We start from the raw sequence: 13,782 nt of genomic DNA, 5'->3' as shown, positions 1-13,782 counted from the left end.
GAATGGCTTGGGTTGTGAATAAACAGTCAACACAAGAGGAGCTTGCGAATCGCTTCCGAGCTTTAGTAGAAGCAAATGAAATTTTGCAAATTCCAGGTGCTCATGATGCAATGGCTGCTCTTGTTGCGAAAAATACAGGTTTTTCAGCTCTTTATTTATCTGGAGCTGCTTATACTGCAAGTAAAGGGCTACCAGATTTAGGAATCGTGACGTCTACTGAAGTAGCAGAGAGAGCAAGGGATCTAGTAAGAGCTACAGATTTACCAGTTCTTGTTGACATAGATACAGGATTTGGTGGAGTACTAAACGTAGCGAGAACAGCTGTAGAAATGGTGGAAGCGAAAGTAGCGGCTGTTCAAATTGAAGATCAACAATTACCAAAGAAATGTGGACATTTAAATGGTAAGAAACTTGTTACTACAGAAGAATTAGTTCAAAAAATTAAAGCGATTAAAGAAGTTGCACCAAGCTTATATATTGTAGCGCGCACAGATGCTCGCGGAGTAGAAGGATTAGATGCAGCGATTGAAAGAGCGAACGCATATGTAAAAGCAGGGGCAGATGCAATTTTCCCAGAAGCGCTTCAATCGGAAGAAGAATTCCGATTATTTACTAGCAAAGTGAATGCACCTTTACTAGCAAATATGACTGAGTTCGGGAAAACACCATATTATAGTGCAGAGGAATTTGCAAATATGGGCTTCCAAATGGTGATTTACCCTGTAACTTCACTTCGCGTTGCTGCAAAAGCATATGAGAATGTATTTACATTAATTAAAGAGACTGGCTCACAAAAAGATGCACTTTCTAATATGCAAACGAGAAGTGAGTTATATGAAACAATTTCATATCATGACTTTGAAGAATTAGATACTGGAATTGCAAAAACAGTATTATCTGAAGATCAATAGGTAGAAGGACTAAGGCGATGAGAATACATCTTTGGCAAAATGAAATGCTTGATGTGAAAATTCATCGCCTTCTGTTTTCAATAATAAGATATTCCACTCATCGTAGACGAGCATATGCAAAAAGCAATGAAGGCCGAAATGATAGGGGGATTCAGATGGAGAAAACGAAGTTACCATGGGGGGAATTTTTTTCACTCAATAAAGATGTGAATAATACTTTCTTTACACCAGAAGATTTTTCAGGGGATGAAGATTTAATCGCAAAAACGACAGAACAATTCGTTAAGCAAGAAATTGTTCCGCAAGTTGAGAACATTGAACAACATAACTATAAAGTTTCTCGTCAATTATTTGAGAAAGCTGGGGAACTTGGATTGTTGAGTATCGAGGTCCCGGAAGAATACGGCGGGTTTGAGTTAGGAAAGGCAGTCTCAGGGCTTGTAGCAGAGAAAATGGGTTACGCTGGTGCATTTAGTGTTTCTTTTAATATACACGCAGGTGTAGGTACATTGCCTTACATATATTACGGAACGAAAGAACAGAAAGAAAAATATTTACCAAAAATTGCGTCAGGAGAATGGATTGGGGCTTATGCTTTAACTGAGCCAAATGCTGGCTCTGATGCATTAAGTGCAAAAACGAGTGCAGTATTGAATGAAGAGGGTACTGCTTGGAAGTTAAATGGTGAAAAGCAATGGATTACAAATGCTCATATGGCAGATGTATACGTTGTTTTTGCGAAGACAAATAAAGGAATGACAGCGTTTATTGTCGAAAGAAAATGTGAAGGTGTATCAATTGGATTAGAAGAAAAGAAAATGGGGATTAAAGGTTCTTCAACGGCTACGCTTATTCTAGAAGATGTTGTCATCCCTGCTGAAAATGTTTTAGGGGAAGTTGGGAAAGGGCATCACGTAGCTCTTAATATTCTTAACTTCGCTAGACTAAAACTTGCTTTTGGAAATATTGGAACAGCAAAACAAGCAATTGGCTTGTCAGTACAATATGGAAAAGAGCGAAAACAGTTCCAAACGGAATTAGTTGATTTTACGATGATTCAAGAGAAAATTGCAAATATGATCATTGCTACATATGGAGCAGAAAGTGCAGCCTACCGTACAGCAGGTGTAATTGATGCTGCAATTCATGAGAGTGATGAGGATCTTATGAAGAAAATGTCTCAATTTGCAATTGAATGTGCACTTAATAAAGTAAACGCTTCTGAAACACTTGGTCATATCGTAGATGAAGCTGTACAAATTCATGGTGGTTACGGTTATATGCAGGAATACGAAGTAGAACGATTGTATCGTGATGCTAGAATTAGTCGTATTTTTGAAGGAACGAACGAAATTAACAGATTAACAGTAGCTAAAATGTTAATGAAGCAAATCGAACAAATAGAAGATACTGAAATAGAAATTGATGTAGCAAATGTAGAAAGAAACCATCGTTACATTTTATTAGCGAAAAAATTGTTGAAACAATCTTTAAAAACGCTCTCTAAAACTCCAGGCTTAAAAATTGATCAAGAGCAAGAATATTCACGTGTATTATCAAATATGTTGACGGACGTGTACGTCATGGAATCAGCATTTTTACGTACGAGTAAAGCAATTAGTAAAAATGGTGAAGAAAAAGAGCGTACGAAACAAATGATAACTGATGTTATTTGTGAAGAAGGCTATCGTAAAGTAGAAGAAGCGGCGATTTCTATACTTTCAGCGGCTGTCACAGAAGAACAACATAGACACGTAATTTTAGCTGAAATCCGTCAATTATTAGTGCCTTTATACACGAACTTATTTACGAAAAAGAGAGATATTGCGAAAGTCATTATTAATCGCGGGAAATATATTGTGTAAATAGGAGGAAAGCGATATGAAAAAGATTGGTTTTATAGGTTTAGGTAACATGGGTCTTCCTATGTCTAAAAATTTAGTTAAATCAAGTTATACAGTATACGGAGTGGACTTGAATAAGGAGGCGGAAGCTTCTTTTGAAAAAGAAGGCGGAATTATCGGTTTATCAATCTCAAAACTAGCAGAGACATGTGATGTGATTTTTACAAGTTTACCATCACCTCGTGCGGTTGAAGCGGTATATTTCGGAGCAGAAGGATTATTTGAAAATAGCCACCCTAATGTAGTTTTAATTGATACTAGTACAGTATCTCCACAATTAAACAAACAGTTAGAAGAGGCTGCAAAGGAAAAGAAAGTAGACTTTTTAGCAGCGCCTGTTAGTGGAGGGGTAATTGGAGCAGAAAACCGTACATTAACGTTTATGGTTGGTGGATCAAAAGAGGTATATGAGAAAACTGAATCTGTCATGGAAGTGTTAGGAGCGAATATCTTCCACGTTAGTGAACAAATTGATAGTGGTACAACTGTTAAATTAATTAACAATCTATTAATTGGTTTTTATACAGCTGGTGTGAGTGAAGCTTTAACATTAGCGAAAAAGAGCAATATGGACTTAGATAAAATGTTTGATATTTTAAATGTAAGTTACGGTCAAAGTAGAATTTATGAGCGCAATTATAAAAGTTTCATTGCAACAGAAAACTACGAGCCAGGATTTACTGTAAATCTATTAAAAAAAGATTTAGGCTTTGCAGTTGATTTAGCTAAGGAAAGCGAACTTCACTTGCCAGTAAGCGAAATGCTATTAAACGTATATGAAGAAGCGAGTGAGGCAGGATATGGTGAAAACGACATGGCTGCTTTATATAAGAAAGTTAGCGAACAATTAATTTCTAATCAAAAATAGTAGACTTATAAAAATCATAAAAAAGGAGAGAATATAATGATTACAACTGAAATTAAACGAGTAAAAAATCATATTAATGGCGAATGGGTAGAATCTACTGGTACTGAAGTAGAAGCAGTTCCGAATCCGGCAACTGGAAAAATCATCGCTTACGTTCCACTTTCTCCAAAAGAAGATGTAGAAAAAGCTGTTGAAGCGGCAAAAGTGGCATACGAAAAATGGTCTAAAGTACCAGTTCCGAATCGTTCAAGACAATTATATAAATATTTACAGCTTTTACAAGAAAACAAAGATGAGCTTGCAAAAATCATTACGCTAGAAAACGGTAAAACGCTAACAGATGCAACGGGCGAAGTACAGCGTGGTATTGAAGCGGTAGAATTAGCAACATCGGCACCAAATTTAATGATGGGACAAGCTCTTCCGAATATTGCTAGCGGAATTGATGGGTCGATATGGCGCTACCCAATCGGTGTTGTTGCTGGGATTACACCGTTTAACTTCCCAATGATGATTCCATTATGGATGTTCCCACTTGCAATTGCTTGCGGTAATACGTTCGTATTAAAAACATCTGAAAGAACGCCACTTTTAGCAGAGCGACTTGTAGAGTTATTCTATGAAGCTGGTTTTCCAAAAGGTGTATTAAATTTAGTACAAGGCGGAAAAGATGTTGTAAATAGTATTTTAGAGAATAGAGATATTCAAGCAGTTTCGTTCGTTGGTTCTGAGCCGGTGGCGCGTTACGTATATGAAACAGGAACGAAACATGGAAAACGTGTTCAAGCGTTAGCAGGTGCGAAAAATCATGCGGTTGTTATGCCAGATTGTAACCTTGAGAAAACGGTACAAGGTGTAATTGGATCTGCGTTTGCAAGTAGTGGAGAGCGCTGCATGGCATGCTCTGTCGTAGCAGTAGTAGACGAAATCGCTGATGAATTCATTGACGTACTAGTAGCAGAGACGAAAAAATTAAAAGTGGGTGATGGTTTCCACGAAGATAATTACGTTGGACCATTAATCCGTGAATCTCATAAAGAACGTGTTTTAGGCTATATTAATAGCGGGGTGGCAGATGGAGCAACTTTATTAGTAGATGGCCGCAAGATTAATGAAGAAGTAGGAGAAGGTTACTTTGTTGGTGCAACGATCTTTGATGGTGTAAATCAAGAAATGAAAATTTGGCAAGATGAAATCTTTGCTCCAGTATTAAGTATTGTGAGAGTAAAAGATTTAGAAGAAGGTATTAAACTTACAAATCAATCGAAATTTGCGAATGGTGCTGTTATTTATACGTCAAATGGTAAGCACGCACAAACATTCCGTGACAATATTGATGCTGGTATGATTGGTGTAAACGTAAATGTTCCGGCACCAATGGCATTCTTTGCATTTGCAGGAAACAAAGCTTCCTTCTTTGGAGATCTTGGTACAAATGGTACGGATGGCGTTCAATTTTATACACGCAAAAAAGTTGTAACTGAGCGCTGGTTTTAATAAAGTGAAACTTTAATCAGTTGGGGGGCATCCACCACTGATTATTAGCTCGAATCAGCCAGATATATTGTTAAATGAAAAACACCACTCTTTAAGATGTGGTGTTTTTTGCTTAACTAATTACTTTTTTCAAATGCTAGTTTAATACCAAATCCAATTAAAACGATTCCTGTTAGTCCTTGAATATAACTTTGCGTCTTTGGTTTCTTCATAAAAGCACTAATTTTATCAATTAAAAATATATAAAAAGCGAACCAAATGACTGTTAAAACGAGATAAGTTAGGCCCATTACGAGAAGCTGAATAAGTGTATTATGACTTGGATTTAAAAATTGCGGTAAAAAAGTTAAAAAGAAGACTGCAATTTTAGGGTTTAATAAATTCGTAAGAAAACCTTGGCGAAAACAAGGAGTATGTTCGTTATCAGTATTCATAGATACATCATTTGTATTTACACCTTCTTGGTTTTTTACTGCTAAAAGTGCTTTAATACCGATATAGATTAAATATAGAGCCCCAACATACTTGAAAATAGAAAATAAAAGAGCTGATTTTACTATAAGTGCGGAAAGACCAATTACAGCAGCTAATGTATGAATCAAAAGTGCAACACATGTACCGAACACTGTTTTAACACCGCCCATTTTACCAGCAACCAATGTGTTCTTCGTAGCCATTGCTGTATCAGGTCCAGGTAAAATGATTAGACAAATAGACATAATGATGAAAAGAAAATAATTTTCTATCATAGTCGCTCCTCCTTTTTGTATTTTTAGAATATTTGATTAAAATCAGTGTAGCATAAATTTCGATTTAATAAAATTAAATTTTATTAAAGAATATTAAATAGAAAAGAGGCTATAGTAGCAGTTATGAATACACTACTACTATAGCCTCACTGTTATGCGTTAAGTAGGTTAAAGAAACGATTTACATCTTCTTCTGAAACATCACTTAATTGTTTATATTTATAATTTGGATTTTGATCTTTATCAACTACAACGGAGCGTACTCCTTCAAAGAAATCTTCATGTCTCATGAAGTTTTTAGCTAGTATAAGATCTGTTGCGAAACATTCTTCAACAGACTTATCTTGTCCATCAATAAATTGTTTTAATGTTACTTTTAGTGAAACAGGGGATTTTGATAATAGCGTTTCTTTCGTTTTTAGAGCAAATGAACTTCGATCTTTCTCTAATGATTGGATGATTTCTTCAATTGTATCGAATGCAAAATGTGAATTGATTACCTCTAATGAAGGAGCAAGCTCGCTTTCTAAGTTTGGAGCAGTTGCAAATGTACGAATGACTTCTTTTAAATTAGTATGTACATCTTCTTTATGCCAATTTACACTTTCAAGTTCAGTAAGGAAATTTGGTAATGTATCTGATGTCATAAAGTAGTCAGCAGCGTTTATAAATAATACGTCAGGACCTTTCAATAAAGATGCTGTTAAAGCAACATATCGGCCAGTATATCCAGGTGCTTTATTTAAGAAATAAGCAGCACCGACATCTGGGAAGAAGCCGATGTTCATCTCTGGCATTGCCCATTTTGTACGCTCTGTAACAATTCTATATGTAGCACCATTCGTCAGCCCGACACCACCGCCCATAACGATTCCGTCTAAACAAGCGATAATTGGTTTTTTGTATTGATAAATATATGTATCAATTTCATATTCCTCTTCAAAAAACTGCTCTGCATGTTGTAATGCAACTTCATTTGAACGTGCTTCATATAGCGTTTTAATATCACCACCTGCACAAAAACCTTTCGTTCCAGCTCCTTTTAAAACGATGAGTGCAATACGCTCATCTTGCTCCCATTCTTTAAGTTTTTGTCCAATTGGTTTTAACATGTCGTAGGATAAAGAATTGAGTGCTTTTGGACGGTTTAAAGTAATAGATGCAACGCCGTTTTCGCTAACAGAAAATAAAACGTGTTCAGTCATTATAAATCCTCCCTTATATATCTTCCTATTCTTATTTCTTGATACATACTGTAATGTCCTTTATAAAGTGAAACTTTAATCGGTAGAGGTTTTTCCATCACACTTATTATTAGCCCTCACCAATCGGATTTTTACGGGCAATCTATCTCCCGCCTACTTATTTGCCTCCTTCGAATTTTTAGGTGGGAGTATAGTTGCCTGCAAATATCGGGACAAATTTTGTCTAAAGCTGGTATTAAGTGTTTATATGTATTTCGCATATTTTGACGAGTTATATTTGCAGGATTTCAGTAGTGGAAGAGGAATATTACAACATTACTGTAAGTGCAATTATTTGAAAACATGGTGTTAAAGGCGCTATTATATGTATAACTTATATTGAGTTATTGCACCTGGCATAACAAACAATTGAAGAGTAGATGTAGAAAAAGTGGAAATAGCTGAATTGTCTAACTTTTAAAGGGTGGGAAGTTTGTATATAATTAGAAATAGAGAAAGGGGAGATCGGAATGCCAGGACCTTTACTGTTGTCAGTTATTATTTTGTCTTCTCTTATGGTAGGAATTACACAGTATTTTCATCATACAGATACGACAGAAGAAGTGAAGGATAAGGTGCGTCTCGTATTTCCGATTTTTATAGTATCTATTTCCATATGCTTTTTACTGAATAAAGATGGGTATATTGTGGCCGTATTCGCGTTTTTTGTAGCGATTGTTTTAATAACTGTATTGTACTATGTAATGAAAGAGTACTTACAAAAATAAGGATGCTTGAAAGAGCATTTTTATTTTTGTAAGTATAAAAATTTCACATACCGTATTTTATATGAAAAAATTAAAATGTTTATAATTAAAAAAGTATGTACATCGCATTGTATATACTTGTCAATCTTGCATAGCCACTATACTATTAAAATGTAGAGATTAGAAAAAAGGGGTTGTATCTAGAATGAAATTTGAGATGCACACGAAAATTATTTCGAATGAAAAAGAAATCAGATTACATATAGAAGAAAATCTATTTCAATTAATATTAGATGGTTATCATCTATTTACAGTTCAAGAAATATTACCTTTATATAAATCAAATCAGGAAAGAATAGGTAGTGCAATTGTTCAAAAGTTAGAGTGGGAGAACGGAAAAACTACACTAAACTATCAGCTTGTTTCACTACAATCAGTAAATTAAAAGGAGAAGGGAAATATGAAGTTTTTTCATACAGCGGATTGGCATTTAGGAAAGCTTGTTCATGGTGTGTATATGACTGAAGATCAAAAAATTGTTTTAGATCAGTTTGTACAAGCTGTTGAAGAAGAAAAACCGGATGCTGTAATTATTGCAGGAGATTTATATGACCGAGCAATTCCACCTACAGAAGCAGTAGACTTATTAAATGATGTATTACAGAAGATAGTTATTGATTTACAAACACCAGTAATCGCAGTGGCAGGTAACCATGATAGTCCGGACCGCATACATTTTGGTAGTAATTTAATGAAAAAACAAGGATTACATATTGTTGGACAATTTCAATTTCCATATAATCCAGTTGTTTTAAATGATAAATACGGCGAGGTTCATTTCCATCTCATTCCGTATGCAGATCCAAGTATTGTTAGACATGTATTGAAAAATGAAGATGTTCGTTCTCATGATGATGCGATGCGTATTTTTATGAACGAACTTTCAGAAACGATGGATAAAGAAGCGAGACACATATTTGTAGGTCATGCATTTGTAACTTCTTCAGGAGAGGCAGAGGAAAATACGAGTGATGCGGAACGCCCACTTTCAATTGGTGGTGCTGAATATGTAAATAGCCATTATTTTGATAAGTTTCATTACACGGCGCTTGGCCATTTACATCAAGCGCATTTTGTACGTAATGAGACAATTCGTTATTCAGGTTCGCCACTTGCATATTCTATTTCTGAAGAAAAACATAAAAAAGGATATTATATTGTGGAACTGGATGAAAAAGGTGAAGCAACAATTGAAAAACGTTTACTTACACCGCGTCGTAAAATGCGTACAGTAGAAGCAAAAATAGACGATTTATTGCATCATCCAGTAAATGAAGATTATGTATTTGTGAAATTATTAGATGAAAATCCTGTCTTGCAGCCGATGGAAAAAATACGTTCTGTATACCCAAATGCAATGCATGTTGAAAGATCTATTCAAAGACGAGAGTTTACAGATGAAAATGAAGTAACTGTTTCAAGACATAAAACGGATGATTTATCTCTTTTAAAAGCTTTTTATAAAGAAATGAAAGGGCTAGAGTTATCAGAAGAGAAAGAACGTCTATTTTTAGATGTGTTGCAAACAGTGCAAGAACGGGAAGGTGAGCGAGGATGAGACCGATTCAGCTTATTATGACGGCATTTGGTCCATATAAACAGAAAGAAGTAATTGATTTTAACGACCTTGGAGAGCATCGTATTTTCGCTATTTCAGGTAATACTGGAGCCGGAAAAACAACGATTTTTGATGCGATTTGTTATGTGTTATATGGAGAAGCTAGTGGAGAAGAGCGTAGTGATACAAGCATGCTTCGTAGTCAATTCGCTGATGACAATGTTTATACAAGTGTGGAATTAACCTTTCAATTAAAAGGGAAAAGATATGAAATAAAACGACAACTGGGTCATAAAAAACAAGGAAATAAAACAATTACAGGACATGCAGTCGAATTATATGAAGTAATTAATGAAGAAAAGGTTCCTTGCGTCGATCGTTTCCATGTAACGGATGTAAATAAAAAAGTTGAAGATTTAATTGGATTAAGTAAACATCAATTTAGCCAAATAGTAATGTTACCGCAAGGAGAGTTCCGAAAACTATTAACATCTGAAACAGAAAACAAAGAAGAGATTTTACGTCGCATTTTTAAAACAGATCGTTATAAGTTAATGCGTGACTTACTTGATCAAAAACGCAAAAAATGGAAAGACGTCTTACAAGAAAAACAAAAAGAACGAGAGCTATATTTCCGTAATGTCTTTAAATTACCAATACGTGATGGAGCATTATTAGAGTCGTTAGCAGAGCAAGAGCATGTTAATACACATCAAGTAATAGAGGCATTAGAGCAAGAAACTACTGTGTATAAAGCGGAAGTTGAGCAATTACAAGTAGAACAAAATACTCAAACGAAGCAATTAAAAGAAGCAGAGACACGTTTTCATGCAGCAAAATCTGTTAATGAGAAATTTAACGATTTAGAACAAAAGAATGAGAAATATAACAATTTACAAGAAAACCGTACAGTAATCGAAATGAAAGAAAAGTCTTTTAAACGTGCGGAGCAGGCGAAGCGATTATTACCATTTGAGCAATGGTATGAGGAAGCGATGCAAAATGAGCAAAAATCTGAAAGCATATTGAAACAAATACTAGCAAATAAAGAACAAATTATGAAAAACTTCAAACTCGCCCAGGAGAAATATGAGGCATTAAAGTATAAGGAATCTGAGCGAGAAGATGCGAAAAAGCAAGTTCAAAGATTAGAAGAGTTACAATCAATTATTGCATCATTATCTGAGAAAAAGTTGAATTTACAAAATGCTGAAATCCAAATAGGAAAATTAAAAGAAGGTATGCAGAAGCTAGATCAACAACTAGAAGAGCATACGAGCAAAAAACAAATAATGTCTGGCGAATTACAGCAATTAGAAGCAGCGCTAGAGCAATATGTAGCTAAAGTAGAAGAACTAACGAATATGCGAGAAGATGCAAAAGTATTAAAGCAAGCATACGATGTTTGGCAAGAAAAACAAAAATATGGACAAGAAAAAGAAACTGCTTATAATAGCAGGCAAATGGCAGTTAGTTCATATGAAGTTATGGAACGCCGCTGGCTAAATGAACAAGCTGGTATATTAGCTCATCACTTACATGATGGTGAGTCTTGTCCGGTATGTGGTAGTACAAATCACCCGAAAAAAGCTACAGAGCAAGGTGATACAATCGATGAAAAAGAATTAGACGTTTTAAGAGAAAAGAAAAATGTCGCAGAGAAATTGCATGTTCAATTAGAAGAGAAATGGAATTTCTATCGATCACAATATGAACAAGTGATAGAAGAGGTACTGAAGCGTGGATACCAATCAGAAAAATTAGTTGAAACATACAGTGCACTCGTTCAAAAAGGAAAGCAATTGGCAGCGGAAGTAAATACGTTAAAAGCAAGTGAAGAAGCGCGGAAGCAATTAGCAGCGAATATAAAAAGTGTAGAAGAAAAAATCGACAAATTGCAAGTTCAAAAACGTGAAGCAGAAACAATGATGCACCGCACAGAAATGGAATGTTTACAACTTCATACGTCTTATGAACATGATAAGAAAAGTATTCCTGAAAACTTACAAACAGTAGAAGCTTGGAAAGTACAGTTTGATCATGCTACGCAAGAGCTTCGTTCTATGGAAGAAGAGTGGGCGAAAGTTCAAGAAGCATATCAACATTGGCAAAATGAAAATATACGTATACAAGCAGAACATGATAGTGCCTCTAAGCAATTTGATAGTGCAAAAGAGAAGAAGGAAGAGACTTTCACACGCTTTATGAAAGAGCTAGAACAAAGCGGATTTACAGATCAACAAACGTATACAGAAGCAAAATTAAAAGACGCTGAGATGGAAATATTACAACAAGAAATTCAAAGTTATTATTCGTCTCTTGAAGTGCTTGTAAAACAAATTGAAGAATTAAGTATTGAATTAAAAGATAAAGAGTATATGGATATTACTTTCTTAGGTGAACAAATAAATGAATTGGAAATTAACCTAGATATTATAAAAGAAAAACGTCAACGCGCTCAAAATGCAGTAGCATATATTTCTGATTTACATGAAAACATTAGACGAATTGATGAACAAATTTATGACGAAGAAAAAGCGTTCCAAGAACTTGTTGATTTATATGAAGTAATGAAAGGGGATAACGATAGTCGTATATCCTTTGAACGTTACATCTTAATTGAGTATTTAGAACAAATTGTTCAAATTGCAAACGAACGACTACGTAAATTATCAAATGGACAATTCTATTTAAAACGAAGTGAACGAGTTGAAAAGAGAAATCGTCAAAGTGGATTAGGCTTAGATGTATACGATGCATACACTGGCCAAACACGTGATGTAAAAACATTATCTGGTGGTGAGAAATTTAACGCATCACTTTGCTTAGCGCTTGGAATGGCAGATGTAATCCAAGCGTATGAAGGCGGTATTTCCATTGAAACGATGTTTATCGATGAAGGATTCGGTTCATTAGATGAGGAGTCATTAACAAAAGCAGTTGACGCCTTAATTGACTTACAAAAATCAGGCCGATTTATCGGTGTTATTTCACATGTTCAAGAGCTGAAAAACGCAATGCCAGCTGTATTAGAAGTAACGAAGCAAAAGGATGGATGTAGTCAGACTAGGTTTGTGGTGAAGTAAGTTTGGAAAATAGAGTAGGAGCTCTATCGATACCCTTATTTTTATAGAAAGAACTAGCATCAAGCCGGTGTTATTTTGAAGTACGATTGCACTTCGAAGTAACACTGGCTTATTTATATAAAATTCTAATGTGAATCATCGACTCTTTCTAGTTTAAAAAACAATTTGGTATTTTAAATTTTTTTAATAAAAATCCGAACCTTTTTATGGTATCTTTTACAGAAGTTTGGAAGGAGAGGGAGATGGAAATCGAATTCAAGTGTCTAATATAGCAAATAATTTTACTCTGTCTCTTAATGTTGATAGATTGGGTGGAAGAGAAGGAAAGCCTCAAGGTAAATCGAATTTTGATTTACCTGTTCAAAGTATACCAGCAAAAAAAGTGAGAAAGAAATTAATGTCAATAAAGATTTAAGCACTATACGTGCAAATGCAAAATTGGAAAAAGTCGTTGTAACGCCTCCTAGAATATATTTACAAGGAACTGCGTCAGAAAAAGGCGGTCCATTTGATTATCTTGTATTAGATGATAAAGAAGAAGAATCTGTAGAGGTCTTTAGAACGACATTCGGAGATAAAAAACTATATACCGTGAATCCAAATGCTGTGTATTATGATTAAGCATTTACGGTTGAATTTAAATAAAGTTGTATAGATTAATGATTTTCATTGAAAATAAAACGCCGTTTCTTTATTGGAAACGGCGTTTAAATGCTTGTAAAGAACAAATGATACAACTATGAGTTATCTGAAGAAGGCGGCGTATGTGATAATCGATTATAAGTTTTAAAAGCAGAAATTGCTGATATAACACCACCCGCTAAAAATAATGCTGATCCACCAACTAATATGATACGACTGACATATGTTTCTCGTGCTTCTTCAACTTCTTCTTGTAACATTGTAGGCATATGAATTCCTCCTTAACAAAATCTGTTTTGTAAATAGTATATACAAACGCCTAACATGTGTTAAAAATGAAGAAGTTGTATGTATAAGCATCTAGGTGAATTTAATGTTTGGCCAGTGTTAGTATTAAGTTCAACGTTTCTGCACAGCTTCTGCATAAGTTTTAGTAGTTTATATGTCATGATATATTCATAAAGTGAAATATTTAATAATAATGATTGAAACATTCGTTCATTATTAAGTGTGTTTATTGTTATTCTTTTGCATCAAAGCCCTCATCACACTACGA

At 34.8% G+C, this 13,782-nt stretch carries 12 protein-coding genes; 9 read left to right on the top strand and 3 right to left on the bottom strand.

Features of this window, described 5'->3' with window-relative positions; translation table 11 throughout:
- The first annotated feature begins 2 nt into the window (after nt 1-2).
- From prpB to ACTFQM_RS03860, 4 genes are all read left to right on the top strand, one after another.
- Nucleotides 3-911, top strand: coding sequence for a methylisocitrate lyase (gene prpB / locus ACTFQM_RS03875; RefSeq protein WP_002031847.1), 909 nt, complete (start codon nt 3-5; stop codon nt 909-911).
- A 155-nt stretch (nt 912-1,066) separates the two neighbouring features.
- Nucleotides 1,067-2,776 (top strand): acyl-CoA dehydrogenase family protein, encoded by a 1,710-nt coding sequence (locus ACTFQM_RS03870; RefSeq protein WP_400486270.1) that lies wholly within the window; start codon nt 1,067-1,069, stop codon nt 2,774-2,776.
- Between the two features lie 16 nt (nt 2,777-2,792).
- Nucleotides 2,793-3,683 carry an NAD(P)-dependent oxidoreductase gene (locus ACTFQM_RS03865; RefSeq protein ID WP_071719901.1) on the top strand — a complete coding sequence of 297 codons (891 nt, stop codon included), beginning with the start codon at nt 2,793-2,795 and terminating at the stop codon, nt 3,681-3,683.
- 36 nt (nt 3,684-3,719) lie between these two features.
- Nucleotides 3,720-5,180 carry a CoA-acylating methylmalonate-semialdehyde dehydrogenase gene (locus ACTFQM_RS03860; RefSeq protein ID WP_440033506.1) on the top strand — a complete coding sequence of 487 codons (1,461 nt, stop codon included), beginning with the start codon at nt 3,720-3,722 and terminating at the stop codon, nt 5,178-5,180.
- 116 nt (nt 5,181-5,296) lie between these two features.
- Here the strand turns inward: ACTFQM_RS03860 and ACTFQM_RS03855 are convergent, their stop codons facing one another.
- Nucleotides 5,297-5,929, bottom strand: coding sequence for a LysE family translocator (locus tag ACTFQM_RS03855; protein WP_002171868.1), 633 nt, complete (start codon nt 5,927-5,929; stop codon nt 5,297-5,299).
- Between the two features lie 152 nt (nt 5,930-6,081).
- Nucleotides 6,082-7,134, bottom strand: a complete 1,053-nt coding sequence (locus tag ACTFQM_RS03850; protein WP_440033505.1) for an enoyl-CoA hydratase/isomerase family protein — start codon at nt 7,132-7,134, stop codon at nt 6,082-6,084.
- 509 nt (nt 7,135-7,643) lie between these two features.
- Here ACTFQM_RS03850 and ACTFQM_RS03845 point away from each other — a divergent pair.
- From ACTFQM_RS03845 to ACTFQM_RS03825, 5 genes are all read left to right on the top strand, one after another.
- Nucleotides 7,644-7,901 (top strand): hypothetical protein, encoded by a 258-nt coding sequence (locus ACTFQM_RS03845; protein ID WP_071719897.1) that lies wholly within the window; start codon nt 7,644-7,646, stop codon nt 7,899-7,901.
- Nucleotides 7,902-8,085: 184 nt separating this feature from the next.
- Nucleotides 8,086-8,325 (top strand): DUF2584 family protein, encoded by a 240-nt coding sequence (locus tag ACTFQM_RS03840; RefSeq protein ID WP_002171871.1) that lies wholly within the window; start codon nt 8,086-8,088, stop codon nt 8,323-8,325.
- A gap of 15 nt (nt 8,326-8,340) precedes the next feature.
- The gene (locus tag ACTFQM_RS03835; RefSeq protein WP_440033504.1) at nt 8,341-9,498 is read left to right on the top strand and encodes an exonuclease SbcCD subunit D; all 1,158 of its coding nucleotides are present in this window, start codon (nt 8,341-8,343) and stop codon (nt 9,496-9,498) included.
- On the top strand, nt 9,495-12,584 hold the full coding sequence (locus ACTFQM_RS03830; protein ID WP_440033503.1) for an AAA family ATPase: 3,090 nt from the start codon (nt 9,495-9,497) through the stop codon (nt 12,582-12,584). Before ACTFQM_RS03835 ends, ACTFQM_RS03830 begins: the two co-directional genes overlap by 4 nt.
- A 438-nt stretch (nt 12,585-13,022) precedes the next feature.
- On the top strand, nt 13,023-13,205 hold the full coding sequence (locus ACTFQM_RS03825; RefSeq protein WP_440033502.1) for a hypothetical protein: 183 nt from the start codon (nt 13,023-13,025) through the stop codon (nt 13,203-13,205).
- Between the two features lie 116 nt (nt 13,206-13,321).
- On the opposite strand, the gene ACTFQM_RS03820 is transcribed toward ACTFQM_RS03825, so the two are convergent.
- Nucleotides 13,322-13,495: a hypothetical protein gene (locus tag ACTFQM_RS03820; protein ID WP_002171875.1), complete on the bottom strand. Its 174-nt coding sequence runs from the start codon at nt 13,493-13,495 to the stop codon at nt 13,322-13,324.
- Between the last annotated feature and the right edge of the window lie 287 nt (nt 13,496-13,782).

This window comes from Bacillus cereus group sp. MYBK30-2 (genome assembly GCF_051915945.1).
In the GTDB taxonomy this organism is placed as follows: Bacteria; Bacillota; Bacilli; order Bacillales; family Bacillaceae_G; genus Bacillus_A; species Bacillus_A paramycoides.
Note: the sequence above shows the minus strand (reverse complement) of the source record. Positions and strands in the feature narration are given on the sequence as shown.

Excerpts from the sequence above, each read along its gene's own strand:
- prpB (WP_002031847.1), top strand. The coding sequence starts at position 3 with ATGGCTTGGGTTGTGAATAAACAGTCAACACAAGAGGAGCTTGCGAAT.
- ACTFQM_RS03870 (WP_400486270.1), top strand. The coding sequence starts at position 1,067 with ATGGAGAAAACGAAGTTACCATGGGGGGAATTTTTTTCACTCAATAAA.
- ACTFQM_RS03865 (WP_071719901.1), top strand. The coding sequence starts at position 2,793 with ATGAAAAAGATTGGTTTTATAGGTTTAGGTAACATGGGTCTTCCTATG.
- ACTFQM_RS03860 (WP_440033506.1), top strand. The coding sequence starts at position 3,720 with ATGATTACAACTGAAATTAAACGAGTAAAAAATCATATTAATGGCGAA.
- ACTFQM_RS03855 (WP_002171868.1), bottom strand. The coding sequence starts at position 5,929 with ATGATAGAAAATTATTTTCTTTTCATCATTATGTCTATTTGTCTAATC.
- ACTFQM_RS03850 (WP_440033505.1), bottom strand. The coding sequence starts at position 7,134 with ATGACTGAACACGTTTTATTTTCTGTTAGCGAAAACGGCGTTGCATCT.
- ACTFQM_RS03845 (WP_071719897.1), top strand. The coding sequence starts at position 7,644 with ATGCCAGGACCTTTACTGTTGTCAGTTATTATTTTGTCTTCTCTTATG.
- ACTFQM_RS03840 (WP_002171871.1), top strand. The coding sequence starts at position 8,086 with ATGAAATTTGAGATGCACACGAAAATTATTTCGAATGAAAAAGAAATC.
- ACTFQM_RS03835 (WP_440033504.1), top strand. The coding sequence starts at position 8,341 with ATGAAGTTTTTTCATACAGCGGATTGGCATTTAGGAAAGCTTGTTCAT.
- ACTFQM_RS03830 (WP_440033503.1), top strand. The coding sequence starts at position 9,495 with ATGAGACCGATTCAGCTTATTATGACGGCATTTGGTCCATATAAACAG.
- ACTFQM_RS03820 (WP_002171875.1), bottom strand. The coding sequence starts at position 13,495 with ATGCCTACAATGTTACAAGAAGAAGTTGAAGAAGCACGAGAAACATAT.